Annotated in this window: 25 protein-coding genes; 8 read left to right on the top strand and 17 right to left on the bottom strand. The window is 65.2% G+C overall.

Going from position 1 to position 26,787, the window contains the following annotated elements; all coding sequences use genetic code 11:
* Positions 1-50: 50 nt before the first annotated feature.
* The 11 genes from M1B35_RS12390 to M1B35_RS12340 form a co-directional block, all read right to left on the bottom strand.
* Positions 51-329, bottom strand: coding sequence for a DUF2934 domain-containing protein (locus tag M1B35_RS12390; RefSeq protein ID WP_123332605.1), 279 nt, complete (start codon positions 327-329; stop codon positions 51-53).
* Between the two features lie 21 nt (positions 330-350).
* Positions 351-3,137: a malto-oligosyltrehalose synthase gene (locus tag M1B35_RS12385; RefSeq protein WP_268262036.1), complete on the bottom strand. Its 2,787-nt coding sequence runs from the start codon at positions 3,135-3,137 to the stop codon at positions 351-353.
* Positions 3,134-5,215 carry a 4-alpha-glucanotransferase gene (gene malQ, locus M1B35_RS12380; protein WP_268262035.1) on the bottom strand — a complete coding sequence of 694 codons (2,082 nt, stop codon included), beginning with the start codon at positions 5,213-5,215 and terminating at the stop codon, positions 3,134-3,136. Before malQ ends, M1B35_RS12385 begins: the two co-directional genes overlap by 4 nt.
* Positions 5,212-7,002 carry a malto-oligosyltrehalose trehalohydrolase gene (gene treZ, locus M1B35_RS12375; protein WP_123332611.1) on the bottom strand — a complete coding sequence of 597 codons (1,791 nt, stop codon included), beginning with the start codon at positions 7,000-7,002 and terminating at the stop codon, positions 5,212-5,214. The genes malQ and treZ overlap by 4 nt, the downstream gene beginning before the upstream one ends.
* Before the next feature lie 22 nt (positions 7,003-7,024).
* Entirely contained in the window at positions 7,025-8,593 is a 1,569-nt protein-coding gene (gene glgA / locus M1B35_RS12370; protein ID WP_123332613.1) for a glycogen synthase GlgA, read from the bottom strand.
* A 513-nt stretch (positions 8,594-9,106) separates the two neighbouring features.
* Positions 9,107-10,060 (bottom strand): D-2-hydroxyacid dehydrogenase family protein, encoded by a 954-nt coding sequence (locus M1B35_RS12365; RefSeq protein WP_123332615.1) that lies wholly within the window; start codon positions 10,058-10,060, stop codon positions 9,107-9,109.
* A 117-nt stretch (positions 10,061-10,177) separates the two neighbouring features.
* Positions 10,178-10,615 carry a YqaA family protein gene (locus M1B35_RS12360; RefSeq protein ID WP_123332617.1) on the bottom strand — a complete coding sequence of 146 codons (438 nt, stop codon included), beginning with the start codon at positions 10,613-10,615 and terminating at the stop codon, positions 10,178-10,180.
* Positions 10,612-11,061, bottom strand: a complete 450-nt coding sequence (locus tag M1B35_RS12355) for a DUF411 domain-containing protein (RefSeq protein WP_123332618.1) — start codon at positions 11,059-11,061, stop codon at positions 10,612-10,614. The genes M1B35_RS12360 and M1B35_RS12355 overlap by 4 nt, the downstream gene beginning before the upstream one ends.
* A gap of 206 nt (positions 11,062-11,267) precedes the next feature.
* Positions 11,268-11,723, bottom strand: coding sequence for an SRPBCC family protein (locus M1B35_RS12350; RefSeq protein WP_268262034.1), 456 nt, complete (start codon positions 11,721-11,723; stop codon positions 11,268-11,270).
* Between the two features lie 73 nt (positions 11,724-11,796).
* Complete coding sequence (locus tag M1B35_RS12345) at positions 11,797-13,791, bottom strand: methyl-accepting chemotaxis protein (protein ID WP_268262033.1); 1,995 nt, start codon at positions 13,789-13,791, stop codon at positions 11,797-11,799.
* Between the two features lie 166 nt (positions 13,792-13,957).
* On the bottom strand, positions 13,958-14,953 hold the full coding sequence (locus M1B35_RS12340) for an aldo/keto reductase (protein ID WP_268262032.1): 996 nt from the start codon (positions 14,951-14,953) through the stop codon (positions 13,958-13,960).
* Between the two features lie 117 nt (positions 14,954-15,070).
* Between M1B35_RS12340 and M1B35_RS12335 the strand changes: the two genes are divergently transcribed.
* Entirely contained in the window at positions 15,071-15,991 is a 921-nt protein-coding gene (locus tag M1B35_RS12335; RefSeq protein ID WP_268262031.1) for a LysR family transcriptional regulator, read from the top strand.
* Positions 15,992-16,107: 116 nt separating this feature from the next.
* On the opposite strand, the gene M1B35_RS12330 is transcribed toward M1B35_RS12335, so the two are convergent.
* On the bottom strand, positions 16,108-16,293 hold the full coding sequence (locus M1B35_RS12330; protein WP_123332629.1) for a hypothetical protein: 186 nt from the start codon (positions 16,291-16,293) through the stop codon (positions 16,108-16,110).
* A 170-nt stretch (positions 16,294-16,463) separates the two neighbouring features.
* On the opposite strand from M1B35_RS12330, the gene M1B35_RS12325 reads away from it, so the two are divergent.
* Positions 16,464-16,652, top strand: coding sequence for a hypothetical protein (locus M1B35_RS12325; protein ID WP_123332631.1), 189 nt, complete (start codon positions 16,464-16,466; stop codon positions 16,650-16,652).
* Positions 16,653-16,669: 17 nt separating this feature from the next.
* On the opposite strand, the gene M1B35_RS12320 is transcribed toward M1B35_RS12325, so the two are convergent.
* Positions 16,670-17,050, bottom strand: a complete 381-nt coding sequence (locus M1B35_RS12320) for a fe2+ zn2+ uptake regulation protein (protein ID WP_123332633.1) — start codon at positions 17,048-17,050, stop codon at positions 16,670-16,672.
* A gap of 298 nt (positions 17,051-17,348) precedes the next feature.
* Here M1B35_RS12320 and pvdQ point away from each other — a divergent pair, with 298 nt between their 5' ends.
* Positions 17,349-19,682 carry a bifunctional acylase PvdQ gene (pvdQ, locus tag M1B35_RS12315; RefSeq protein ID WP_268262030.1) on the top strand — a complete coding sequence of 778 codons (2,334 nt, stop codon included), beginning with the start codon at positions 17,349-17,351 and terminating at the stop codon, positions 19,680-19,682.
* Between the two features lie 111 nt (positions 19,683-19,793).
* On the opposite strand, the gene M1B35_RS12310 is transcribed toward pvdQ, so the two are convergent.
* Positions 19,794-20,795 carry a FecR family protein gene (locus M1B35_RS12310; RefSeq protein ID WP_268262029.1) on the bottom strand — a complete coding sequence of 334 codons (1,002 nt, stop codon included), beginning with the start codon at positions 20,793-20,795 and terminating at the stop codon, positions 19,794-19,796.
* Positions 20,796-20,947: 152 nt separating this feature from the next.
* Here M1B35_RS12310 and M1B35_RS12305 point away from each other — a divergent pair, with 152 nt between their 5' ends.
* Positions 20,948-21,217 (top strand): PepSY domain-containing protein, encoded by a 270-nt coding sequence (locus M1B35_RS12305; protein WP_123332639.1) that lies wholly within the window; start codon positions 20,948-20,950, stop codon positions 21,215-21,217.
* Between the two features lie 208 nt (positions 21,218-21,425).
* Positions 21,426-22,460 (top strand): Ldh family oxidoreductase, encoded by a 1,035-nt coding sequence (locus tag M1B35_RS12300; protein WP_123332641.1) that lies wholly within the window; start codon positions 21,426-21,428, stop codon positions 22,458-22,460.
* Positions 22,461-22,557: 97 nt separating this feature from the next.
* On the opposite strand, the gene M1B35_RS12295 is transcribed toward M1B35_RS12300, so the two are convergent.
* Positions 22,558-22,878, bottom strand: coding sequence for an ElaB/YgaM/YqjD family protein (locus M1B35_RS12295; RefSeq protein ID WP_123332643.1), 321 nt, complete (start codon positions 22,876-22,878; stop codon positions 22,558-22,560).
* Positions 22,879-23,033: 155 nt separating this feature from the next.
* On the opposite strand from M1B35_RS12295, the gene M1B35_RS12290 reads away from it, so the two are divergent.
* Positions 23,034-23,288: a hypothetical protein gene (locus M1B35_RS12290; RefSeq protein WP_123332645.1), complete on the top strand. Its 255-nt coding sequence runs from the start codon at positions 23,034-23,036 to the stop codon at positions 23,286-23,288.
* Here M1B35_RS12290 and M1B35_RS12285 read toward each other — a convergent pair.
* Positions 23,260-24,195, bottom strand: a complete 936-nt coding sequence (locus M1B35_RS12285; RefSeq protein ID WP_268262028.1) for a LysR family transcriptional regulator — start codon at positions 24,193-24,195, stop codon at positions 23,260-23,262. The two genes, M1B35_RS12290 and M1B35_RS12285, sit on opposite strands and share 29 nt — an antisense overlap.
* Before the next feature lie 84 nt (positions 24,196-24,279).
* On the opposite strand from M1B35_RS12285, the gene M1B35_RS12280 reads away from it, so the two are divergent.
* Complete coding sequence (locus M1B35_RS12280; RefSeq protein WP_268262027.1) at positions 24,280-25,200, top strand: carbon-nitrogen hydrolase family protein; 921 nt, start codon at positions 24,280-24,282, stop codon at positions 25,198-25,200.
* Here the strand turns inward: M1B35_RS12280 and M1B35_RS12275 are convergent.
* Complete coding sequence (locus M1B35_RS12275; RefSeq protein ID WP_268262026.1) at positions 25,193-25,741, bottom strand: GNAT family N-acetyltransferase; 549 nt, start codon at positions 25,739-25,741, stop codon at positions 25,193-25,195. The two genes, M1B35_RS12280 and M1B35_RS12275, sit on opposite strands and share 8 nt — an antisense overlap.
* Positions 25,742-25,888: 147 nt before the next feature.
* Here M1B35_RS12275 and M1B35_RS12270 point away from each other — a divergent pair, with 147 nt between their 5' ends.
* Positions 25,889-26,785, top strand: coding sequence for a LysR family transcriptional regulator (locus M1B35_RS12270; RefSeq protein ID WP_123332653.1), 897 nt, complete (start codon positions 25,889-25,891; stop codon positions 26,783-26,785).
* Positions 26,786-26,787 lie beyond the last annotated feature (2 nt).

Genomic DNA, 26,787 nt, shown 5'->3' with positions numbered 1-26,787 from the left:
TGGCGTTCAGGCACGCCACAGTGTCAATCGAAGGGGGAGGCCGCGGGTCGTCAGTTGGCCGGCGGCTTACGCGGCGCTCGCGGTTTTTTCACGGGGGCGGCTTTCTCGCCCGGTGGCACCACCAGCGCAGCGGCCGCGGACGGCTTGGCCTTGGGCTTGGCGGGCGGCTTGGTTTTCGCCGCCTTGGCCGGCTTGCTCGGCGCCAGGGCTTCGGCCTCGGCCAGCTTGCGGGCCATTTCCCAATGTCGAGCTTCATGGCCTTCAGGCTTACCTTCTGATTCCCAGATCTGATAGGCGAACTCGCGGATACGTTTGTCGTCGGTACTCATCGCAATGCTCCTGAACTGAACTCAAGTGAGGATGAAGAGGTTGACCGGAAAGTCCTCCAGCGCAGCACTGATCAGCAGCTCCTTGGTGTCTGTGACTGCCTGGGTGGAAAAAAGTCCCTTCAGGTTTTGTTGCGAGGCGGTGAACGGTAAAACCACCCGCGTATCGCCCCAATCCGGCGCGCAAACCCAGGGTATTGCACGCTCTTTCAGCAGGGGCGTCGCCAGCCTGGGAACGATCACCAAGGCCCGCTGGCCCTGGTGTTCGCGCACAAAGGCGAGCACCCGATGCGCTTGCTTGCCGATGACCTGCACCGGCTGATAAACACCCCGGCCAAACAGCGCCGGGTACTCGGCCCGACGGGCCAGCACCTGAGCGATCAGTTGCTGTTTGACTCGCCCGTCGCGCCAATGCTCTAGCCACTCCTGCGGGTTTTCGGCGGTGCCCAAGGCCTGTTGCCGGGCCTGGAAATCCACCGCTCGACGGTTGTCCGGGTCCACCAGGCTGAAGTCCCAGAACTCATTGCCCTGGTACAGGTCCGGCACCCCCGGCACGCTCATGCGCAGCAAGGATTGCGCCAGGCTGTTCAGGGCGCCGGCCGGGGCGATGGCATTGACGGCGGCGCACAGGGCGCTGCGCAGAGGCAAACCTTCGGGCGTCAGCAACAGGGCCTCGATGAACGCCTTTACGCCCCGTTCGACGCTGTCATTGGGGGCGGCCCAACTGCTTTGCAGCTTGGCTTCGCGCAGGGCCTTTTCCTGCCATTGCCAGAGGCGGCGGGCGTACTCGGCCAAGCCGTCGGCGTCGTCGGCGTCCAGCTCCAGGGGCCAACTGCCGAGCAGCGCCTGGTACAGAATCAACTCGTCGGCAGCGCTGGGGGCTTCGGGGTCGTGGCGCAGGGGCTGGGCCAACTGGCGCCAGTGGGCGACCTGTTCGGCGTACCAGGCGGCGCGTTCGCTGAGCACCGCCAGGCGCGCGCGGCTGTCTTCGCCACGCTTGTGGTCGTGGGTGGCCGTGGTCAGCAAGTTGTCGGGGAAGGCTTCCTGGCGCCGCAGGCACACGGCATGAAAGTCCGCGGGCGGGGCGCTGAACTGCTCGGTGGAAAAGCCCACGTCATTGCGCGACAGCAGCACTGCCGAACGGTAGAACGCGGTGTCTTCCACGGCCTTGGCGGCGGCGGGCGAGGTCAGTTGCTGGAAGCGCACGCAGGCATGTTTGAGCAGTTTGCGTTCCCGGCCGCGAGGGCGTTGGCGCCAGCCTTGGCCGCCAAGCCAGCGCGCCAGGTAATCTAGCACCGGCCAGTCGGCCTCGCCCAGGGTACCCCGGGCGCCGTCCAGGGCCTGTTGGAAAAACACCTCATCGCTGGCCGGGCGTCCGCAGGCACTGAGGTAGGTGCGATACACCGGGAAGTGCACGATCAGCTCCTGCAAGGCGCGGCGGATGGCACCCAGGGTCAGGTCGCGGCTCATCACGTCCAGGCGTGCCACTTGCAACAGGGCCTGGGCCACGCTTTCGAAGTCGCCGGCCAGGGAACCGTTGAGGATCTGCTGGCGGGCCAGCCGAGCCTCTTCAGCGAACTCGGCGGGGCGCCCACTGTGTTCATGCCAGAGCTCGGCCAAGGGCGCCAGGCCCTCGGGGTCGTGTTGCAGCAAAGACAGCTGGTTCATGAATTCGTAGCCGGTGCTGCCGTCCACGCACCAGTCGCGGTGCAGGGTTTCGCCCTGGCCGAGGATTTTCTCGACGAAGATCGGCAGGTGCCGCCCGGGTGCCAGGGCGTCCACCCGGCGTCGCAGTTTGCGGCAGTAGCCCCGAGGGTCGGCCAGGCCGTCGATGTGGTCGATGCGCAGGCCGTCCACCAGCCCGGCGTCGATCAGTTCGAAGATCTTGCCGTGGGTGGCTTCGAACACCGCCGGGCGCTCGACCCGCAGCCCGCCCAGTTCGTTGACGTCGAAGAAGCGCCGCCAGTTGATGTCATCGGCGGCGGTGCGCCAACTGGCCAGGCGGTAGCTCTGTTGTTCCAGCAAGGCGTGCAGGCGGGCAAAACCAGCCTCCTGGCGCGAGTCGTAGAACGCCAGGTTGCGCTCGATGGCCGCGCGGATTCCCGGTTCAGCCACCAGGCGCGCCAAGGCCTCGGCCAGGGGCACGGCCTGGGCATGGGCGTCGTTCTGGTAGCGCAGGGCGCTGAAGGCGTCGGCCAGGGCCTTGAGCTCCGTGGCTGCCGGGCCGTCGAGGGCATCGTCGGGCCGGAGCAACTCGCCGTAGTCACCGGGGCAGATGGGGAAGTGATGCTCGTAATGCTCGACGTGGAAGGCGCCGTGTTCGGCGTCCAGGTGCAGCGTCAGGGTGCCGTCTTGCAGGGCCACGCCGTAGTCGCTGCCGAGGAACGGCAGCAACAGTTGGCCTTCCATCAACGGGTCGGGGGAGTGCCACTGGATATCGAAGAATTCGCCGTAGGGGCTTAGCCGGCCCCAGCGCAGCAGGTCCAGCCACCAGGGGTTGTCGGCACCGCCCACGGCCATGTGGTTGGACACGATGTCCAGTATCAGGCCCATGCCGTGGGCACGCAGGGCCGCCACCAGACGCTTGAGCGCAGCTTCACCGCCCAGCTCCGGATTGACCCGGGTCGGGTCCACCACGTCGTAGCCGTGCATGGAACCGGCCCGGGCGCAAAGCAGGGGCGAGGCGTACACATGGCTGATGCCCAGGCGGGCGAAATAACCCACCAGCGGCACCGCATCATCCAGGCTGAAGCCCTTGTGGAATTGCAGGCGCAGGGTGGCGCGCAAGGCCGTCTCGATCGGCGCGTTCATCGGTCACGCTCAAAGGCCTGTTGCCGGGCACAGGCCAGCAATTCCAGGCGTCGTGCCGCGTCTTCGTCGTCCAGCAACTCGCTGCTGGGCCGGGCCAGGCGCCGCCGCCAATTGGGGTGGCTGTCGATGGTGCCGGGCAGGTTGGGCTGTTCATCCACGCCAAGGGCGTCTTCCAGGGGCAGCAGCACCAAGGGCGCCCGGGTGTGGCCGAGGAAACGCACGCTGGCGTCCAGCACCTGGTCGGTTTCAGTGGCCTGGGTGCTGAAGTTCTGCGGGTCCTGGTCCAGCGCCTGGCGCAGGCCGTCGCGTTCGCGCTGGCGGTGTTCGCGCCACTGGGCGGCGCCGGGTTCGTCCACCAGGCCCAGGCGCTGGTTCCACTCGATGTCACGGCCGTGCCACCAACCATTGAGGGTCGGCAGGTCGTGGGTGCTGGTGGTGGCCAGGGCGTTGTCCGGCCAGTCGAGGATGGGCCGGAAGCGGGTGCCGTGGTCCTGTTCGAACAGCAGCACACGCATGCCGAGCATGGCTCGGGCGCTGAGCTTTTCCCGCAGGCCGTCGGGCACCGTGCCCAGGTCTTCGCCGAGGACAATGGCCTGGTGCCGATGGGACTCCAGCGTCAGCAGGCGCAACAGGTCGTCCACCGGGTAATACAGGTAGGCGCCGTCACAGGGCGGCGCGTCCAGGGGAATCACCCACAGCCGTTGCAGGCCCATCACATGGTCGATGCGCAAGCCGCCGGCGTGGGCGAAGTTGGCCCGGAGCATTTCGATAAAGGCATGGAAACCGTTGCGTATCAGGCCCTCGGGGGAGAACGCGGAGATGCCCCAGCCCTGGCCCTGGCGATTGAGAATGTCGGGCGGCGCGCCCACGGTCAGCTCTGCCAACAGTTCGTCCTGGCGACTCCAGGCCTGGCTGCCGCCGCCGTCGGCGCCCACCGCCAGGTCGGCGATCAGACCGATGCCCATGCCGCTGCTGCGGGCGGCGTTTTGCGCCCGTTGCAGGCTGCGGTCGATCAGCCATTGGCAGAAGGCGTAGTAACCGATCTCGCCGGCATGCTCTTCGGCAAAACGGGCCAGGGCCGGGCTGCGTGGGGTGCGCCAGGCCTCGGGCCAGTGGCGCCAGTCGAGGGATTCGCCGCGGGCCGCGCGTTCGGCCTGGATGGCTTCGAAGCGGCAGTGGTTTTCCAGGGCCTCGCCGCCGGCATGGCGAAAGCTGGCGAAGTCCTCGTGCAGCGGATGGGCGCCGTGGCAGAACCCTTCATAGAGCGCCCGCAGCACCTGCTGCTTGGCCTGGGCCGCTTCGGGCCAGTCGATCAGGGGTTGCTGCTCCAGCTCATTGAGCCGGGCACCGAGGCCTGCGGCATCGATTGCACTGCGCCAGGCGCGCTCACCGAGAATGGCCCCGGGGGCGGCGTACAGGCTGTTGAGAAACAGCCGGCTGGAGGGCGAGTAGGGGCTGTAGCGCTGGGTGTCGCTGCTGAACATGGCGTGCAAGGGGCTGATGGCCAGGGCATCGGCACCTCGTTCGCCGGCCCGCCGCGCCAGTTCTTCCAAGGCCAGGGTGTCGCCGAAGCCGCCGTCGCCGGCGCGGCGCAGGGCATAGAGTTGCACGCTCAGGCCCCAGGCCCGGGCGGTGCACTGGTCCACGGCGTCGGCGACGCTGAAGCAGCGCTCCGGGGCCACGGCCAGGGTGAAGTGTTGGTCGGCGATGCTCACGGCCTGGTAACCCACGGGGATCAACCCGGGCAGTACGCCTTCGGCGTCCAGCTTGAGGTTGAGGATGGCGCCGTCTTCCAGGTGGATTTCGCAGGGCGACAGCGGCTCGAAGTAGCGCGCCAGGTCCAGGCCCTGGCCGACGTCCACGGTGAGCAGGGGCGGCAGCTCCTTGGTCTGTTGCACCAGTTGCAATTGCAGCAGGCTGGTCTCGATGTCCTGGGCGCTTTCGGCAGGGTGGCCGAGGCCGGCCAGCACGGCCCGCAGGACCCGTGGCTCGACCTTTTGCGGGCGGCCGTTGGCGTCGATCCAGTCCACGGCCAGGCCGGCGCGGCTGGCGAGGATTTCCAGTTGTGCATCGCTCATGGGCGCTCTCCTTCAGGGGTGGGGGTGGCCGCGCTGAGGCGGACCACTGCGCTGTAGGCGGGGAGACTGCCCTGTTGCATCAGAGCCGCGGCTTGCGCCGGGGTTTCAAATAAAAGTTCGCCATCGTCGGGTGCGTCCAGCGCCACCTTGTGGGCGCTGAGGTTGAGGTCAATGCGCAGCAGGCTGCCGTCCCCCAGGCACCAGCGGGCGCTGACCGCGCCTTCGGCCAGGACCTCGGCGCCCAGGGAACGGGCACCGGGCAGGCGCGGCACCAGGACCTGCCGACGTATCGCCAGCAGGTTGCGGTACAGGGCGCGGGTGGCGCCAGTGGGGTCTTCGCTGGCCCGGGGGCGCGAGGCTTGGAAGGTGGCCAGGGCGTTGGGGTCGGGAATGCGCCCGCGTTGCTCCGGGTCGGCAAAGGCATCGAAGGCGGCGAACTCGTTGCGTCGACCTTCACGCACGGCTTCGGCCAACTCGCCGTGGTGGCTGGTGAAAAACAGAAAGGGTTCCACCGCGCCGTCTTCGTCGCCCATGAACAGCAAGGGGATCATCGGCGACAACAACAGCAGTGCGGTTGCCGCACGCAGGGCCTGGGGCGGCGCCAGCTGGTTGAGGCGCTCGCCAAAGGCGCGGTTGCCGATCTGGTCATGGTTTTGCAGGAACAGCACGAACGCCGTGGGCGGCAGGTGGCCGCTGGGTTCACCCCGGGCGACGCCGTGGCGGTTGGGGTGGCCCTGGTAGACGAAGCCCTGGCTCAGGCAGCGGGCCAGCTTATCGCTGGTGTCTTCGGAAAAGTCGGCGTAATAGGCTTCGCTCTCGCCGGTGAGCAGCACGTGCAGGGCGTTGTGCCCGTCATCGTTCCACTGCGCGTCGAAGCCGCGCTGCAACAGGCTGGCCTGGTTCAGCTCGTTTTCCAGGTTGAGCCACACGTGGCGCTGCGCTGGGATCTGCTGGCGGACCCGCTGGGCCAGCTCTTCGAGGAAGTCCGGGTCGTCGATGGCGTGCACAGCATCCAGGCGCAGGCCGTCGAAGCGGTAGTCCTGGAGCCACATCAGGGCGTTGTCGATAAAGAAGTCGCGCACCGCACGCTGGCGAAAGTCGATGGCGGCGCCCCAGGGCGTGTGCAGGTCCTCGCGAAAGAAGCTCGGCGCGTAAGCGTGCAGGTAGTTGCCGTCGGGGCCGAAGTGGTTGTAGACCACGTCCAGCACCACACACAGGCCCAGGCCGTGGGCGGTGTCGATCAGTTGCTTGAGGTCGTCGGGGGAGCCGTAGGAGGCTTCCGGAGCATAGGGCAGCACACCGTCGTAGCCCCAATTGCGGCTGCCGGGGAATTCCGCCAGGGGCATCAGTTCGATGGCCGTGACCCCCAGTTCCACCAGGCGCGGCAGCTCCTTGGCCACGGCGGCATACCCCCCCAGCACGCCCACGTGCAGCTCGTAGATCACCGCGCTGTGCCAGGGGCGGCCGGCCCAGCCTGGGTGTTGCCAGGCATAGGCGCCGGGGTCCACCACCACGCTGGGTGAGTGCACGTCGCTGGCTTGGGCCCGGGACGCGGGGTCGGGGACTTCGAGGTCGCCGTCGATCTTGAAACGGTAGGCCGTGCCGGCGCCGCAGGGTGCCTGGATCATGAACCAGCCCTGACCCTGGGGGTGCATGGGCAGTGACTGCCCTTCGCCCAGTTCCAGGCTGACGTGCCGGGCACTGGGCGCCCACAGGGTGAAGCGGGTGTGCTGCGCGTCGAGCAAGACCGCGCCATGGGAAAAACCTGATGGAGTCCTTGTCGGCATCTATTGCCCCTTAAATAGCCCCTTACTGTTTTGCCGATTTCCCCAGGGACTTCGCCACCAATTGTTCGTAGAGCTCTGCGTAGGGTTCCACCGCCTTGCACCAGTTGAACGGCGCGGCCATGGCCCGGCAGCGCATGGCGTTGAGCAGGGCCGGGTAGGCGAACACTTTGAAGGCTCGGCTCAGGGCCGCTTCGTAGCTGGCCACGGTGGACTCGTCGAAGAGGAAGCCGGTGACGCCGTCCTCGATGGTGTCGGCCAGGCCGCCCGTGTTGCGGGCCACCGGCAGCGAGCCGAAGCGTTGGGCGTACATCTGGCTCAGGCCGCAAGGCTCGTAGCGCGAGGGCATGAGTAAAAAGTCGCTGCCGGCGAACATCTGCCGGGCGTCGGTTTCATTGAAACCGATGTTCACCCCGATGCGCCCCGGGAAGCGCTGGGCGAGGATGCGCATGGACTGTTCTTCTTCCGGCTCGCCGCGGCCGATAATGGCGATCTGGCCGCCGGCGTTGACGATGAATTCAGACACGGCTTCGGTGAGGTCCAGGCCCTTCTGGTAGACCAGGCGCGAGACCACGGCGAACAGCGGGCCGGTGGATGGGTCGAGGCCGAACATTTCCCGGACGTGGCGGGCGTTGGCGGCCTTGCCTTCCCAGTCGCCGATGGCGAAGGGCGTGGACAGGTGCGGGTCGGTGGCCGCGTCCCAGCTTTCATCGATGCCATTGGGGATGCCGCTGAGCAGGCCCTGCTGGGTTTTGCTGGCGAGGAAGCCGTCCAGCCCGCAGCCAAACGCCGGGGTGGTGATTTCCTGAGCGTAGGTGGCGCTCACGGTGGTGATGTGGCTGGCGTAGGCCATGCCGGCCTTGAGGAATGACAACTTGCCGTAGAACTCCATGCCTTCCTGTTGCAGGGCATGCTCGGGAATCCCCAGCTCGGGGCAGGAGGCCAGGCTGACCACGCCCTGATAGGCCAGGTTGTGGATGGTGAACAGGGTCGGTGTGCGCTGCCCACGCCAGTGCATATAAGCCGGGGCCAGGCCGGCGGGCCAGTCATGGGCGTGCACCAGATCCGGGCACCAGTGGATCTGGGCCAGGTTCGCCGCGATGTCGGCGGCGGCGAGCCCCAGGCGGGCAAAACGGATGTGGTTGTCGGGCCAGTCGCGACCGTTGTTGGCGCCGTAGGGCGAGCCATCGCGCTCATAGAGTTCGGGGCAGATCAGCACATAAATGACCAGGCCGTCGGGCATGTCCATGCGCCCGATCTTGCAGGCGGGCAAGGCGGCGTGGCCGCCCAGCTCGCCGATGATGTGGATTGGGTTCTCGCTGTTGAGCACCTGACGGTAGCCGGGGATCAGCACCCTGACATCGTGCAGTTGCGCCATGGCGCGAGGCAGGGCCGCGGAGACGTCGCCCAGGCCGCCGGTTTTCACCAGGTCAGCGATTTCCGAGGTCACGAACAGTACCCGCTTGCGATTGGGGTTCTGCCGAGCGACCGGTAGTGCCATTTTGCCACCGGGCACGGGGGTCGACTTGAGGGCCGATTCACCGGTCTGCGGCTGCGAATGCTCTCCCTGAGTTTCCAATACGGCACTGATCATAGGTCTCTCCCGTCTTATTGATCTGTTCCTGGCATCGCACCAGCGGTGTCATGGCCAATTCCTTCGGCCGGCGCAAACGCGCAACGCAACGGGGGCAAGCGCGCCCGATGCGGCGAGGCAGAAAGGCTGAAAGGGGTGTTGCAAGGATTGCACCAGTCGTGGCGACCCTCCCTTTAACCTGACCTGACGCGTGCGCCGAAAGTTTCGACTTTTTTTTGTGAAAAAGTGACTGGTGGGTCACTTCGCGAAAATCAGTCTAGGACAGAAGTTAGAGCGGGGCAGGCGAGATGGGGCAATTCATTTGAGGGAGACCGGTGACGGTGGAAATCCATCCGACGAAAGGTCAAGCCTGCACCGCTCAGGGGCGAGGCTGTGCAGTCGGTAGCGCGAAAACGGTGAGGGCACGCAAGGTCTGGGTGCAGAGGGAAAAAGCCTGCGCTCAAACATGGTGCAGGCTTTTTTCGCCGCCGCCCTATCATCAACACTGGCGTTACGGGCGGCGAACGTCAGGGGTCAGTTGAGCAGGCGCAACGCTTGCCCGGCGGCCCAGGCTTGCAGGTCTTCGATCATCTGGCCGTAGAACTGCTGATAGTTCTGCCGGCTGACATAGCCGACATGGGGTGTGGCCAGCACATTGGGCAGGCGCCGGAAGGGGTGGTCGGCGGGCAGCGGTTCCTCGGCGAACACGTCGAGGGCCGCGCCGCCCAGGCGACCATTTTGCAGGGCATCGATCAGCGCCGCCTCATCGACGATCGGCCCACGGGCGGTGTTCACCAGCAGCGCCTCGGGCTTCATCCAGCCCAGGGCCTGGGCGTCCACCAGGCCGCGGCTGCGCTCACTGAGCACCAGGTGCACCGAGAGCACGTCGGCCTGCTGGAACAGCTGCTGCTTGCTGACATAAGTCACCCCGGCCTCGGCGGCGCGCTCGGGCGTGAGGTGTTCACTCCAGGCGATGACCGGCATGCCGAACACCTGGCCAAACTGCGCCACACGCTTGCCGATGTTGCCCAGGCCGAGGATGCCCAGGGTCTTGCCATGCAGGTCGCCGCCCAGGCCTTGCTGCCAGCCGCCGTTGCGCAGGGCGTTGGCCTCGTGCAGCAGGTTGCGGGTCAGGGCCATCAGCAGCGCCCAGGTCAGCTCCGGTGCGGCGTGCTTGTAGCTGTCGGTGCCGCGCACCTGGATCCCCAGCTCGGCGGCGGTTGCCAGGTCGATGGCGGCGTTGCGCATGCCGCCGGTGAGCAGCAGCTTGAGGCGCGGCAGGCCGCGCAGCAGGGCGGCGTCGAAGGGGGTGCGTTCGCGCATCAGGCAGATGACTTCAAAGGCCTGCAGGCGCTGGATCAGGGTCGCGGTGTCGGCGGGGTAGTCATGCAGGAAGCTGACCTGGCCAATGCTCTGCAGCGCTGACCAGTCCACCACGTCCTCGGCCACCTGCTGCCAATCATCGATTACTGCAATCTGCACACTCATGGAGGCTCCTGGTTTGGCGGGCGTTGTCTGGGGCGGCAGGGCGCTGCGCAGCGCCGCTGCGGGTTGCCGGCGAATACTGCGACAGGGCGCCCAGGCGCCGCAAGGGCGAGTGGCGGTTCAGCCCAACCAGCCCAGGGTCATCCAGGCCAGCACGGCGTAGCGGGCACCCTTGGCCAGGGTGACGATCAGCAGGAAGCGTTTCAGCGGTTCGCCCATCACACCCGCCACCAGGGTCAGGGGGTCGCCAATGATTGGCAGCCAGCTGAGCAGCAACGACCAGTGGCCGTAGCGCTGGTAATGCCGGCGGGCGGTGTCTAGGTGCCGGGGGCTGACCGGGAACCAGCGCCGGTCCTTGAAGTGTTCCAGGCGCTGGCCCAGCCACCAGTTGACCAGCGAGCCCAGCACATTGCCCAGGGTCGCCACCAGCAGCAGGAGCCACGGCAGGTAGCTGCCATTGAGCAGCAGGCCCACCAGCACCGCTTCCGATTGCAGCGGCAGCAGGGTGGCGGCGCCGAAGGCCGCCAGGAACAGGCCGAAGTAAGCGCCGAAGATCAACGGGCCGGGTAGTCCGCGACCACCACGTCCTGGCCGTCGCGGGTCAGGCCGATGACTTGGTAGGCGTCGGCGCCCATGCCGTCCATCTCCATGCCCGGCGAGCCCATGGGCATGCCCGGTGCGGCCACGCCCAGCAGGTCATCGCGCTTGCTCAGGGCCAGCACCTGGTCGGCGGGCACATGGCCCTCGACGAATTTGCCGTTGATCACGGCGGTGTGGCACGAGGCCAGGCGCGGTGCCACGCCCAGGCGCTGCTTGACCGCACTCATGTTGCTTTCGACGTGGTCGTTGACCTGGAAACCGTTGGCCTCCAGGTGTTTGACCCACTGCTTGCAGCAGCCGCAGTTGGCGTCACGGTGGACGTCGATGGGGATCAACTCGGCGGCCTGGACCAGGGAGCTGAGGAACAGGGCAGACAAGGCTGCCAGACGCAGTGCGGGTTTCATCAGGGTGGCTCTCGTGGTGGGGGTTCGATGATGCACAACAATGGCGCAGACCAGTCGACCTGGGGCCAGCGCTGGGGCCGGGCGCGGGGTATTTTGCCTGTTTTTTCCGCCGCGTCAGGCCCTGTGTATTGCAAAGTGATGCTGCTGCCTGCCCAAGGTTAATTTGCCCTGGCTGTCAGTTGGCTGAGGGCCGGATGACAGTTTTGTCAGCTATCGGGGTGTTCCAGGCGTTGCTTGAGGTTGCTCAGGGCGCGTTCGGACAGCAGCACCATGCGCGGGCGCAGGCCGCCCAGGTTGAGGTCGGTGTAATAGTGCAGGGTGCGGCGGAACAAGGTGCCGTCGCCTTCACGGCGCAATTGGTAGTGGATCGAGCCGTCCACCGGTGCGGAGCTGAACAGGGTCTTGAACTCTTTGGGAAACACCGCCACCAGCACGCGGTAGCTCAGGTCGATCTGCAGGCCCAGCAGGTCGATGACCTCGCTGAAGCGGTGGCCGGCGGGCAGGGAGCCGCCGTGGCCGGTGTCGGCGCGCAACGAGGAGGGGTGCCATTCGTGCCAGCGATCCGGCTGGGTCACGTAGTAGTAGACCGTATCGATGCTGGCGCCGATGTACAGCTCATTGACGATGCGCTCGTCCATCAGATGCGGTTGGCGTTGGCCCATGATGCACCTCCTTGTGACCGGAGCATGCAATATAGCTCCACTCCCGCAGGGCGGCGGGCGTGGAGCTGACCGTTCAGCGGACCTTGAAGCGACGCATTAGCGTACTGACCCGGTTGTTGGCCTGGAGCAGGCTCTGGGTGTTGTCCTGGCTGGCCTGGCCGGTCTGCACCAGGGCGTCGACCATCTGCCGGATGTTGACCATGCTGCGGTTGATTTCCTCGGTCACCGCGCTCTGTTGCTCGGCGGCCGTGGCGATTTGGGTGCTCAGGCTGTTGATCTGGCTCACCGAACCGGCCATTTCATCAAGGCCGCTGTTGACCCGTGCTGTGGCATCCGCCGCCGACTGGCAGCTGGCCTGGGTGTTTTCCATGGCGCTGACTGAAGAACTGACGCCCAGGGTCAGGCGGTTGAGCATCTCGTTGATTTCCGAGGTGCTGGCCTGGGTGCGGGCGGCCAGGGCCCTGACTTCGTCCGCTACCACGGCAAACCCGCGGCCTTGTTCCCCGGCCCGCGCGGCTTCAATGGCGGCGTTGAGGGCCAGCAGGTTGGTCTGCCCGGCGATGGCGCCGATCACCCCGAGGATTTCCGTGATGCGCTGGGCGTCTTGCTGCATGGCCTCGACCTTGTGGGTGGCGCTGGCCACTTCATCGATCAGGGCCACCACGCTGCCGGACGCCTCGCCCACCACCACCCGCGAACGCTCGGCGTGTTCGTTGGCGCGTTGGGTAAAGGCCGCGGTCTGCGCCGCATTGGCCGCCACGCTGTCGGCGGTGGCGCTCATCTGGGTGATGGCGGTGACGGTCTGATCGGTTTCCGAGGCGTGGCGCACCAGGATCTGCTGGCTCTGCTGCGAGGTCTGTTGCAACTGCTCCAGGCTGCCGGCCATGGCCTCGGTGGCCTGGGTCACTTCACCGATCATGTTTTGCAGGTAGACGATGAAGTGGTTGACCGAGTGGCCGATGGCCCCCAGTTCGTCCTCGGCGCGGATGGTGATGCGCCGGGTCAGGTCGGCGTCGCCGGTGGCCAGGGCATCGATGTTGCCTTTCAGCGCCTTCATGCGCTGTACCAGTTGGCGGATCGCATAGACCTGCAGCAGCACCAGCAGCACGATCATCGGGATCTGCAACAGGCTCAGGGTGCTCAGCACATCGTCGCGCTGGGCGGTGATCAACTGGGTCGGCAGGGCGGTGGCGAGGAACCAGGGCGAGCCCTCGATGGGCCGCATGAAGAAGGTGCTGGCCACTCCGGCGTTATCGAACTCGACGCGCTGGTGGCCGCTGTCACGGCGCTCCAGGGCGGCCTTGATCTGGGCGACAAAGGGCGAGCCGGCGGCCAGTTCGCTGATGTTTTTCAACACCACCGGGCCGTTGATCCGCGAGCTGTTGCTGATGATCTTGCCGTCCGCCTCGACGATCAGCATCTCGGCTTGCAGGTCTTTTTCCTGGCGGGCCACCAGTTCGTTGAAGAAGCCCAGGGTCACGTCGATGGTGGCCACGCCGTAGGGCGCGCCGTCGCGGCTGATGGCCATGGCGCAGTTGGTGCGTGGCTCGGCGCTGGCGTCGTCTTTATAGGCGGCAGCCCAAGCGCATTGGCCGCGAGGGCTTTGCAGGCCGCCCTTGTACCAGGACTGGTCGTAATAGTTGGGCGCCGCGTCGCTGTTCCAGAAGGTGTTGACCACCAGCTTGCCGGCGGCGTCGCGGTGCCAGAAGGTGCTGTGCTTGTTGCGCCCCGGGGTGCGTTGGTCGGGCAGGGGCCAGATGCCGCCACCGAAGACTTTCAGCTCGCCGTACTGGTCCACCAGGCCGGGCAGCACCCGGTCGATGCTGTCGCTGTCGAGCAGCGCAATGGTCTGGGTGATGCTGCGCTGCTGGGCCTGGACCTTGTTCAGCTCGCCCTGGATCCGTTGCGCCACTTCGGCGATGCGGTTGAGGGCCACCTGTTCTTCGGTGTGACGCAGCTTGGGGGCGACCAATTGGCTGATGCCGACCACCGTCAGCACCAGCATCAAGAGCACGAACAGGACCAGAAAGAGGGTGTAGCGGGCTTGAATGGAGCGAAATGCGGGCATGGGACCTGTCCTTACCGAGCGTTTTTATTGTTCGAGGCGCGGAGCCTTGTCAGGGCTGCAACAGGTTGTCGGCGTGGCGGCAGGCGACTTTAGTACGATCGTGCAAGAAAGTGCTCAAGGGCTTAGTCCTTGCGGGCGCAGCGTATCGGCGCCCGCAAGGGTTGGCTCAGATGTCCAGCAGGGCCATCACTTCCTTGGGGTAACGCTGGCCGGCGGTGGTCTGCGGGGTAAAAATCTGCTCCAGGCTGCGCAGCTCATCAGGGCTGAGGCTGACGTCCAGGGCGGCGACGTTTTCTTCCAGGTATTTGCGTTGCTTGGTGCCGGGGATCGGAATCAGGTGCTCACCCTGGGCCAGCACCCAGGCCAGGGCCAGTTGCCCGGCGGTGATGCCTTTGTCGGCCGCCAGCTTTTGCACCTGCTGCACCAGCAACAGGTTCTTGTGGAAGTTTTCGCCCTGGAAGCGCGGGCTGAAACGCCGGTAATCATCGTCGGCAAAGTCCTCCGGGCGTTGCAGGGCGCCGGTCAGGAAGCCGCGCCCCAGTGGGCTGTAGGGCACAAAGGCGATGCCCAGACGGCGGCAGGTGGCCAGGCAGCCGTTGTCTTCCTGATCGCGGCTCCACAGCGAATATTCACTTTGCAAGGCGCTGATGGGGTGCACCCGGTGGGCCCGTTCCAGGGTGGCCGCCGAGGCTTCGCTGAGGCCCAGGTAGCGCACCTTGCCGGCCTGCACCAGTTCGGCCATGGCGCCGACGGTCTCCTCGATGGCCACCTCCGGGTCGATGCGGTGCTGGTAGTAGAGGTCCAGGGTTTCTACGCCCAGGCGGAGCAGGGTGCCATCGATGGAGGCGCGCACGTATTCCGGGCGGCCGTTGACGCCCCGGGCCGCGACATCAGTGGTGTCGCGGACAATGCCGAACTTGCTGGCCAGGAACACTTGGTCGCGCTTGCCGCGAATCGCCTGGCCGATCAGTTCTTCGTTGCTGTGGGGGCCGTACATGTCGGCGGTGTCCAGCAGGTTGATGCCCAGTTCCAGGGCCCGGTGCAGGGTCGCGGTGGCTTCCCGGGTGTCGCCGCCGGTGGTGTAGAAATCGCTCATGCCCATGCAGCCAAGGCCGATGGCGGAAACGCGGGGGCCGTTCTTGCCGAGTGTGCGGGTGTGCATTGTGTGAACTCCGGGGGGTTAAGGTGAGCCCATTGTTCTACTCGACAAAAACAAGATAAACCGGCTAAAAGCAGTATCACTGTTCGTCATTTCTAAATAATCCCAAGGCCAGCCGTTATGGACCGCTTCAACGCCATGCGCGTGTTCACCCGGATCGTCGAGCTGGGCGGCTTTGCCCGGGCCGCCGACAGCCTGCAAATGCCCCGTGCTTCGGTGAGCATCCTGATCAAGCAACTGGAGGCGCACCTGGGGGTGCAACTCTTGCTGCGCACCACCCGCCAAGTGAGCCTGACTCTGGACGGCGACGCTTATTACCAGCGCTGCGTGCGCCTGCTGGCGGACCTGGAAGAAACCGAAGCGGCGTTTTCCGTGGCCCGGCACAACCCCCGTGGCACCTTGCGCGTGGACATGCCGGCGGGCATCGGCCGGTTGCTGGTGATTCCGGCACTGCCGGCGTTTTCTGCCCGCTACCCGCTGATCGAGCTGGAAATCGGTTTGAACGATCGGCCTGTGGAGCTGATTCGCGAAGGGGTGGATTGTGTGCTGCGGGCCGGCCCGCCCCTGGATGATTCATTGGTCGCCCGGCCCCTGGCGCTGATGCAGCAGGTGACCTGTGCCAGCCCGGCCTACCTGGCGCGCCACGGCACGCCGCAGCACCTGGACGAGTTGGCCGGGCATCAGATCGTGGAGTTCTTCTCCAGCGTCACCGGCAAGCGCTACGGGCTGGAATTCATGGTGGACGGCGAGGTGTGCGAGATGCCGCTGCCCAAGGGCTTGGCGGTCAACAGCGCGGATGCCTACCTGGCCGCCAGCGAGGCGGGTTATGGGCTGGTGCAGGCGCCTTATTACCACGTCGCCCGGGCGCTGCGTGACGGCCTGCTGTGCGAGGTGCTGGAGCGGGTGCAGGCACCGCCTCTGGCGCTGAGCGCCTTGTATCCGCCGCACCGGCACCTGTCGACCCGGGTGCGGGTGTTCATCGATTGGCTGGTGGAACTGTTTGCCCGGGCGGACACGCCGATGCAGCGACCATTGGGCTAAGGCCCGAGGATATGTTTATCGCCCACAGCAAAACGCCCGCAAGGTGCGGGCGTGGTAAGCGTGGTGCCGATTAGCCTGGTCATGAAGGAAGGAGAGGGCCCCAGGCGGGCGCTCACTCAGCGCCGGTAGTCACCCCGGCCGCCACCGTTGTAATAACCTGGGCCACCGCCGTTGTAATAGCCCGGGCCGCCGCCGTCATAGTAACGATGGCCGCCGTGCCCGCCACCGTGGGGAAAAATAATGCAGCCGGACAGGGACAGCATGACCAATACGGGAATCAGCAGTGTGATTCGACGGAACATTTCTCAATCCTCAAAGACTCGGGGGTTACTGCAGGTCGCGATGCAGCGAAAAGTCGTTCGCGCCTGTACCATGTGACCCCGTTTGCCCCGGCTCATCCCCGAATCTCGGTAAGTGCTTGGCATCGTTCTTGATACAAAGCGGATACAATTTCAGGTCCAGGAACCCCGTAATGACCCAGTCACAACGCTTGAAATACTCGATTCTGATCTCCCTGCTGGTGCTGGGGATCATGCTTGGCCTTTCTTACTTGCAGAACCACGGCGTCATCAGCGAACAGCTCTTCCAGTACATCGCCATCGGCGTGGCGGTGGTCGTGGTGGTGATCAATGGCGTGATGCGCCGCAAGGTCAAGCCCTGAGCTGACCCTCGGCGGCCTCAGGCGCGGCCGTCGAGTACGGCTGCGGCCTGTTGATGCAGGCTGTAGCTCTTGTCGGAGTTGAGGGTGATCACGCCCTCGCTGCACAGGCGCTTCAAGACTTCGCGCACGCTCAGGAACGACAGCGGGATATCCAGTTCCAGCAATTGGCTGTGGATGCCGCGTACTCCCAGGGAGCGTTCGCCTTGTTCGGCCGTGAGCAGGGCGTCGATGACTTTCAGGCGGATCAGGCTGGTGCGCAGGCCGAAGCTCTTGAGCAAATGCTTGATCCGTTCGTTGCTGGCGCGCTCGGCAGTCTTGCCGAAGACGCTGGAACCGTTGTTCAAGGAGGGCGTGGATTGCACGCCTTGGCCATCCGATGGCAGTTGCTGGTTGTACATGCAAAAACTCCTTTTCAGAGCCTGATCAGGAAAATGATGATGGGTGCTCTAGTTATTAGACGAACGAGCACGCCAAATCATGAAGCCGCCGATGTAGAAATTTTGTCGGTTTGATGTCATTGGCAGGTCAGGGCCAAGTTTTTCAGGGCCCATGGGCGCTAATTTTTTTTCGTTCAGTTCGTCTCTTTGTGCAGGCACGCCCTGGATGAAGCCAGGTGCGACCGCTTCTCCAGACTGGCGGTAGCGCCCCCCTTGGTCTTCGCCAGTCCTGGTTCGATTTTTTTCATCAGGAGTCGGCGTGATTATTTCCAGACCATTACCGTATTTTTGCTGCGCAGCGCTGTGGCTGGGCCTGAGCCTGGGTGCCCAGGCCCGCGAGTCGGCCGAGCAGCCCCGGGCCGAGATCCGTCGCACCACCTTTGGTGTGCCCCATATCCGGGCCACGGATGAGCGCGGCCTGGGCTACGGCATCGGTTACGCCTACGCCCAGGACAACCTGTGCCTGATGGCCAACGAGGTGCTGACCGTCAACGGCGAGCGCTCCAAGTACCTGGGGGCGACCGAACAGACCCTGGAACGGCGCTCGAACCTGGACAGCGACCTGTTTTTCACTTGGCTCAACACGCCCCAGGCGGTCGCAGGCTTCTGGCAGGCGCAAAGCCCCGAAGTGCAAGCGCTGATCACGGGCTACGTTGCCGGTTACAACCGCCAACTGGCGGAGCGCCAGGCCAGTGGCCTGCCGGCCCAGTGCGACGCGGCCTGGGTGCGGCCGATCAGCGCCGAGGACCTGGTCAAGGTCACCCGGCGATTGCTGGTGGAAGGCGGCTCCGGCCAATTCGTCGAGGCCCTGGTGGGCGCGACGCCACCGACCCTCGGCGCGCAAGCGTCGGTCAATTCCCAGGCCCTGCAACTGGCCGAGGCACGCCAACAGCGCTTTGCCCTGGACCGGGGCAGCAATGCCGTGGCCATCGGCCGCGACCGTTCCTTTAATGGCCGTGGTCTGTTGCTGGCCAACCCGCACTTCCCTTGGGTCGGCGGCATGCGCTTCTACCAGATGCACCTGACCATCCCTGGGCGCCTGGACGTGATGGGCGCCGCCTTGCCCGGCCTGCCGCTGATCAATATCGGTTTCAACCAGCACCTGGCCTGGACCCACACCGTCGACACCTCCAAGCACTTCACCCTGTATCGCCTGCAACTGGACCCCAAGGACCCGACGCGCTACTTGCTCGACGGCCAGTCGCGACCGCTGGAAAAACAGACCCTGAGCGTGCAAGTCAAAGGCGCCGACGGCCAATTGCAGACCCAGACCCGCACCCAGTACAGCTCGGTGTTCGGCCCGATCGTGCAATGGCCCGGCAAGCTCGACTGGAACCAGCAGTTCGCCTACAGCCTGCGTGATGCCAACCTGGACAACGATCGCGTGCTGCAACAGTGGTACTCGATGAACCAGGCCACCAGCCTCGACGCTTTGCAGGCTTCGGTGCATCGCATCCAGGGCATTCCCTGGGTCAACACCCTGGCGGCGGACGACCAGGGCCGGACCCTGTACATGAACCAGTCGGTGGTGCCCAACGTCAGTGCCGCCAAGCTGGCTTTGTGCAGCGATCCACGGGCCGGTACCCAGCTGATCTTGCTGGACGGCTCGCGCAGCGCTTGTGCCTGGGACATCGACCCTTCGGCGGCGCAGAAAGGCATTGTCGCGGCAGACAAGCTGCCGCAACTGTCGCGCACCGATTACCTGCAGAACTCCAACGACTCGGCCTGGATGGTCAACCCGGCGGCGCCTCTGGAGGGTTTCTCGCCGGTCATCAGCCAGCAGGACGTGCCGCTCAAGGCCCGGGCGCGATTTGCCCTGGAGCGCCTGAACCGCAACGACGCCGCGCTGGGCGTGGCGGATTTGCAGCACATGGTGATGGATGACCAGGTGTACATGGCCGGCCAGGTGATGCCTGACCTGCTGCAATTCTGTGCCGGTGACCTGGGCGCCGACGGAGCGCAACTGGCACCGTTGTGCGCCAGCCTCAAGACCTGGGACCGTAGCGCCAACTTGAACGCCGGGATCGGCTTCGTGCACTTCCAGAATGTCATGGCCCAACTGCAACAGAACCCGGCGGTCTGGCGCGTGGCCTTTGATCCCAAGGACCCTCAGCACACCCCACGCGGTTTGGCGCTGGACCGCGCCGAAGTACGCGAGGCGTTGCACCAGGCGATGCTGGCGTCGGTGGCCGGCGTGGCCAAGGCCGGGCTCGGCGCTGAACCGGTGTGGGGCGATATCCAGGTGGTCAGCAGCGGTGGCCAGCAAACGCCGATTCATGGCGGCCCGGAAAGCCTGGGGGTGTACAACGCCATCCAGAGCGTGCCGGCGGCCGATGGCAAGCGTGAGGTGGTCAGTGGCACCAGCTATCTGCAAGTGGTCAGCTTCGACGAGCACGGGCCACGTGCCCAAGGGTTGCTGGCGTTCTCCCTGTCCAGCGATCCGCAGTCCGCGTACTCCCGCGACCAGACCGAAGCCTTTTCGCAGAAGCGCTGGAGCCTGTTGCCCTTTACCGAAGCGCAGATCAAGGCCGATCCGCAGTATCAGGTGAAGGTGATCGACGCCGCGTCGTCGGTGCTGGTCAAGCAGCCGTAAGCGCAACCAAGCCGGCACCCTGGGGTGCCGGCTTGTCGGTGAGGGTGCTTTATCGGGAAGGGTATTGGCCTGAAGCGCATCGCCGGCAAGCCGGCGTCTACCGAGGGGGCGTCAGCCTTTGGCCGGTTTCTGCGGGATGGAGTTGATCACCGGGTTGCCGTCCTTGTTGCGGGTCAGGTACACCGGCAACACCTTGGGCAGCGAGGCAATCAGGCTGCTGACATCCTGGGTGTTGTAGATCCCGCCTACCTTGATGCTGCCGGTGGCGTTGTCCGCCAACATGACCGGCGCTTGCAGGTAACGGTTGATCAGCGGCAGAGCCTCGCTCAGGGGCAGGTTGTCGAGGATCAGCTTGCCGTTGCGCCAGGCCAGGGAGCTGTCATTGCTGTAGACATCGCTGACCTGGGGCGTCTCGTCGCCGGCCTTGTAGCGGGCCTGCATGCCTGGGTCCAGGCGCCAGCCTTCACTGGGCTGTGCACGGTTGCTGTTCACCAGCACCGAACCTTCCAGCAGGGTCACGCGAACCTGGTCTTCATACATCCACACATTGAACTGGGTGCCGGTCACGGTGATCTGGCCATCGGCTGCCTTGACCACAAAGGGGTGGCTGCGGTCGTGGCTGACTTTGAAGAAGGCTTCGCCCTTGTTCAGGGTGACCCGGCGCTGATCCTTGTAGTTGCTGTAGGTCAGTTCGCTGTTGAGGTTCAACTCCACCTGGCTGCCATCGGCCAGGGTCAACTGGCGCACGCCGTTGCCGGTTTCGTAGTGTTGGTAGGAGGAGGGCACCCAGCCCAGGTGCCAGCCGCCGTATGCCAACAGGGGCAGGGCGACGGCGGCCAGGGCGGCGGCGCTGGCGTAGCGGCGCCACGCTGGCGGGGTCATGGCGCGGGGGATTTGCACCGGCGCAGCCGCTTGGGGCAGGTGGTCGGCGACCTCCCAGATTTCGCGCATCGCCTCGTATTCGAAGGCGTGCAAGGGGTTGGCATCATGCCAGTGCTGAAAGGCCAAGCGCTCGGCGGCGGTGCAATCCGGCGCGTGCAGACGCATGCACCACTCGGCCGCAGCTTCGGTGATGGCATCGTATTCGGCTTCTGAGAGGGTGTTTTCGCTCATTGACGCTCCTGATTTCGCGCATTCTACCCTTGGCGCGGAGCCTTGTAGAACAGCCGTCATGGCTATTGCCCATCAAAGTGGAACTTATTTTTTCTGTTGCGGCCCTAAAAACAGGACTTGTGTACACCAGTATCCACAAATGGAGTGAAAAAATGATCAAAAAAACCCTCACCGCCGTACTCGCCTCCTGCACCCTGTTGGGTGCTGGGGCCGCCCTCGCTGACCGTCCGGGCGCGGGCTGGATCACTATCGAAAAAGCCATCGAGACGGCCAAGAGCAAAGCCGGTTATGTAGAAGTCTACAAGGTCGAAGCGGACAACGACGGCTACTGGGAAGGTGAAGGCCGCAAGGCCGACGGCATTGTCTATGAGTTCCGCATCGACGGCGCCTCGGGCAATGTGCTGCGCGACCAGAAAGACTGATACCCCTCGGCACCGGCGCTCTGCCGGTGCCTTTGCGCTACCTTGTGGTCGCCCATGCGGCCACAACCCCTTCGCCAGCCGGCCCCGGTTTGGCACCCTCTGTGCAGACAAACGCGACGGTTGACAGGTCGCGGGCAAAGCGTTGTTAAATCGGCGGTCGGACCTTCGTACGCTGTTGCCCCCTCCAATAATTACTCTGGAGCTTCAGATGTCTGCATCGCCTCTGGTTGAAACATCTTGTGAGCACCTGTCCCTGACGGAACTGGTGAGCCTGTTGGAAAGCATTTTCCTACGTCACGGCACCAGCGCCACGGTGGCCCGTTGCCTGGCCGAGAACTGCGCCAGCGCCGAACGCGATGGTGCCCACAGCCACGGTGTGTTCCGTATTCCCGGTTACCTCTCGACCCTGGCCAGCGGCTGGGTCAACGGTCAGGCGCAGCCCTTGGTGGAGGACGTGGCATCGGGCTTCGTGCGGGTGGACGCCGGCAACGGCTTTGCCCAGCCGGCCCTGGCAGCGGCCCGAGCCTTGTTGGTGGACAAGGCTCGGGCGGCCGGGATTGCGGTGTTGGCAATTCGCAACTCCCATCACTTCGCTGCGCTCTGGCCCGACGTCGAACCCTTTGCCCACGAAGGCCTGGTGGCCTTGAGCGTGGTCAACAGCATGACCTGCGTGGTGCCCCACGGCGCCGACCGGCCCCTGTTCGGCACCAACCCGATCGCCTTTGCTGCACCCCGGGCCGATGGCGAGCCGATTGTCTTCGACCTGGCCACCAGCGCCATTGCCCATGGTGATGTGCAGATTGCCGCGCGCAAGGGTGAGCGCCTGCCATTGGGCATCGGCGTCGACAGCCTGGGCCAGCCGACCCAGGACCCCAAGGCGATCCTCGAAGGCGGGGCCTTGCTGCCCTTTGGCGGGCACAAGGGCTCGGCGCTGTCGATGATGGTCGAGCTGCTCGCGGCGGCATTGACGGGGGGTAATTTTTCCTTTGAGTTCGACTGGTCCAATCACCCGGGGGCCAAGACGCCATGGACCGGGCAATTGCTGATCGTCATCGACCCGAGCAAGGCCGCCGGGCAGAGCTTCGCCGAGCGCAGCAAGGAACTGGTGCGGCAGATGCACAGTGTGGGGCTCAAGCGTTTGCCGGGGGATCGTCGGCATATCCAGCGGTTGAAGTCGGAACGTGACGGCATTGCCATCGACGCCGCCGAACTGCGCCAGTTGCGGGAGTGGGCGGGGCTGTAGGTGGTTTGCGGGGGGAGCTTGCAGGGAAAAAACACGATCTATCAAAGAAATCAGGCGCGCCGGGCGGCTCGCCTGATTCAGTCGCGTCCAACAGGGCTTAGGAACGGCGCCCCAGCAACAGGCCGACCACCAGGCCGAAGCCGGCAGAAATGGCCACGGTCTGCCACGGATGGCCACCGATGTACTGCTCGGTGGCGTCTACCACCGGCTTGCTGCGCTCACGCACATGGGTCACCGACTCCAGGGCCTGCTTGAGCTTGATGCCGACTTGCTGGCGCAGGTTCTCGCCTTCCTCGCCCACCAGCGAGGCACTGCCCTTGAGCAGTTTCTCCGACTCTTCGATCAGCGCCTGAAGCTCGCTGAATGCTTGGTCCTTGATTTGTTCTTCGGCCGCCTGGGCGGCAGTTTTACGGGCCATTGAGTGACTCCTTGCAGGTCAGTTGTGCGATGAACAATGGAGTGGGGGCCGAGGCAAAAAGTTGCAGCTAATTTCTTCTTGCTCGTCAGGCCGAGGGGAAAACCCCAGCGCCTACAGTGTAAGATGTCGCCTATTTTACGCAGCAGGAAATTCCCATGAGCTTCAATCTGGCCAACAAGCCCCTGACCGAGCGGGCCGCCATCGAAGATGAAAAGTCCCGGCTGTTCGACCTCTGGCAGAGCAACCTGGGCAAGGCCAAAGGCGAGGCCGCGCGCCTGTTTGGCGAGCGCGGCAAGCGCAAGGGCAAGTGGGCCGAATGGGTCCGCTCTGAACTGGACGGCATGTCGCCGCCGGAATACGCCAACATGGTGCGCAGTGAAGTCAATCGCCTGATGGCGGCGAACAAGTAAGCGCAAAGCTTTCGATAATCGCCTCACGCACCTTCAGCACCACCGGGTCGATCTGCGCGCTGGTGCGCCAGCCCAGTTCGATGGGGTAGCGCGGCAGCTCCAGGGGGCAGGGCAGCAGCGCCAGCCCGGTCAGGCGTGCAATGCCCTCGGCGGCGTGGGCCGGAATGGTCGCCACCGCCTGGCTGCCCTTGAGCAAGTAGGGCAAGGCGGCAAAGTGCGTGGTCGAGGCGCACACCTGGCGACTCAAGCCCTTGGCCGCCAATCCCTCGTCGGTGATCCCGATAAACCCCTGTGACGACACCAGCACATGCTCGCGACGGATGAACTCGTCGAGGTCGATCTGCTGTTGGCCCGGTTGCAGGCTGGCCGGGTCCACCAGGCACAGGTAAGCACCTTCCCCCAGCACCTGGCGGCTGAGCATGCGCTCGGCAAAACCGCCGGCGGTGATCGCCAGGTCAATGCTGCGCTGCAACAGCGCCTCGGCGACGATCTGGCTGTGGGTCTGGCGGAAAATCAGCCGCAACTTCGGCGCACGCCGCGCCACCGCCTCGATCAAGCGCCGGCCATAGGCAATCTCGAAATCATCCGACAAGCCCACGGCCACCGAGCGGCCCTGATAGTCGCCGGCGTTGGGGTCGACCATGGCCAGGCTTTGCCGGCATTTGTTCAGCGCGTCACTGATCACCGGCTTGAGTTGGTTGGCCTTCAAGGTCGGCGCCAGGCCGCGCCCGGTGCGCACGAACAGCGGGTCACCATAGAGCTCGCGCAAGCGCCGCAGGGCTGCGCTCATGGCCGATTGGGTGACGCCCAGGCGCAGGGCGGCGCGGCTGGCGCTGGACTCGTCATGCAGGGCTTCGAAGGCTTTGAGCAGGTTGAGGTCGACGCTGGCGATATTCATCTGGTTCATATCATTAAGCACTGAGCTGGGGTTTATTGATGATCCATGAGGGCCGGACAATGGGCAACACCTCAGCTTTCAAGGAGTACTCAGATGCCCAAGTCCATTGTTGCCGCCCTGCAGATCGGATCCTTGCCGGGAGGCAAGGCCGAAACCCTGGAGCAGATCCTGTCCTACGAGTCGGCCATCATCGACAGCGGCGCGCAGTTGGTGGTCATGCCCGAAGCCTTGCTGGGCGGTTACCCCAAAGGCGAGGGGTTCGGCACCCAGTTGGGCTATCGGCTGGCGGAAGGCCGTGAAGCCTTTGCCCGCTACTTTGCCAATGCCATTGAGGTGCCCGGTGTTGAAACCCAAGCCCTGGCCGGCTTGTCGGCGCGCACTGGGGCCAACCTGGTGCTGGGGGTGATCGAGCGCAGCGGCAGCACCCTGTATTGCACCGCGCTGTATTTCGACCCGCAGCAGGGTCTGCTGGGCAAGCACCGCAAGTTGATGCCCACCGGTACTGAACGCCTGATCTGGGGCCAGGGCGACGGCTCCACCTTGCCGGTGCTGGACACTCCGGTCGGCCGTCTGGGTGCGGTGATCTGCTGGGAAAACATGATGCCTCTGCTGCGCACGGCGATGTACGCCAAGGGCGTGGAAGTCTGGTGCGCGCCCACGGTGGATGAACGCGAGATGTGGCAAGTGAGCATGCGTCATATCGCCCACGAAGGCCGCTGCTTTGTGGTCAGCGCCTGCCAGGTGCAGGACTCGCCCCAGGCCCTGGGCCTGGAGATCGCCAACTGGCCGGCAGAGCGGCCGTTGATCGCCGGTGGCAGCGTGATTGTCGGGCCCATGGGGGATGTACTGGCCGGGCCGCTGGTGGGGCGCGCCGGCTTGATCAGCGCGAGCATCGACACCGACGACCTGGTGCGCGCCCGTTATGACTACGACGTGGTCGGGCACTATGCGCGCCCTGATGTGTTTGAACTCAGCGTCGATCAGCGGGCCAAGCCCGGTGTGCGTTTTACCTGAGGCGCAACCATTCTTCGCGGGTGATTTCCCAGATGTCCACGGGGAAGGGGCCGCTGACGAATTGACCCGCTTCGGAACGGATCAAACGCATCCCGCTGCGTTCCGACAGGCGCCGCGACGCCAGGTTCGGCGCCGCCTTGGGCACCCGCAGCAGTGGCCGCTGCAACACCTCGAACCAGTACTCGGTCACCGCTGCGCTGGCTTCCCCCATGTAACCCTGGCCCTGCCAGGCCGGCGCCAGCCAGAAGCCGCGATGGTTGTCGGTCTGGTCCATCAGGCTGACGCTGCCGATCACCTGCTGCGGTGCGCTGTTCAGGCGCAGGGTCCAGTGCCATTCCTCACCCCGGGCCATGGCCGGCAAGGCGATGTCGCGCAGGTAGCTCAGGGCGCCATCGTCCGGGTACGGCCAGGGCACCTGGGCGTTGAGGTAGCGCACCACCTCCCATTGCGCAAACAGCGGCTGGATCGCCGGAGCGTCGGCCAGCTCCAGGGGTTGCAGGATCAGGCGTGGGGTCAGCAGGGTGGGGATTTTCGGGGGCATGTTCCGGCGTCGTCCTGACAAAAAATACCCGGCCATCTTCTGCGCAGGGCCGGGCTTGAATCAAGCCGTCGATAGATTTGACGCGCCTCGGGCGCTGCCGTTGAATAGCGCCCTCGGTTCACCCCTGGCCACTGTTGAGAAACGCCTGTGCTTAGAAACGTCACCGACATGGACCTGCGCCTGCTGCGGATTTTCGCCGTGGTGGTGAAGTGTGGCGGCTTCACCGCTGCCCAGGCCGAACTGAACATGGGCCAGTCGAACATCAGCACGCACATTTCCAGCCTTGAGAAACGCCTGGGCTACCGCCTGTGTGAGCGTGGCAAGGGCGGCTTTCGCCTGACGGAAAAGGGCCAGCGCATTCTCCAGGCGGCCCATTCGCTGTTCGGTGCCGTGGAGCTGTTTCGTGACGAGGCCCAGGCCCTCTCCGGGCGTTTGGTGGGCGACCTGTACCTGGGCCTGGCCGACAACATTGCCACGTTGCCGGCGGCGCGGATCGACGCGGCCATCGCCCGTTTCTACCGGCGCGACCACGACCTGCACCTGCATGTGTTCGTCAACTCACCCACCGAGCTTGAGCGCGAAGTCATTGACGGCCAACTGGACCTGGCGATCTCCTATTTCAGCCGCAGCTTGCCGACCCTGGCCTACCAGCCCCTGTACAGCGAAGCGATCCAGCTGTTTTGCGGCGCCGAGCATCCATTGTTCAACGTGACGCAGCCGGACCTGGAGCAGATCAAGGCCAGCGACTGGATCCAGCACGGGTTTCTCCCGGCCAACCAAGTGTTGCCGGTGACGCCGGCCCGGGCCTCCGCCACTGCCTACCACATGGAAGCCGTGGTTCATGGGGTGCTGGCCGGCACCCACCTGGGTTACCTGCCCAGCCATTACGCCCAGCCCTGGCTGCACAGCGGACAGATGCGTGCCCTGCACCCCGAGACCCTGTGCTACGAGGTGCAGCACAGCATGATCACCCACGTCGGCCATCCCCACAGCGAAGCGCTGCGGGCCTTTATCGACGATCTGCTGACCGAGCACCGGGGCTGAGC

The organism is Pseudomonas morbosilactucae, from assembly GCF_023241665.1.
Classification (GTDB): Bacteria; Pseudomonadota; Gammaproteobacteria; order Pseudomonadales; family Pseudomonadaceae; genus Aquipseudomonas; species Aquipseudomonas morbosilactucae.
This window is presented reverse-complemented; position numbering and strand designations above follow the sequence as displayed.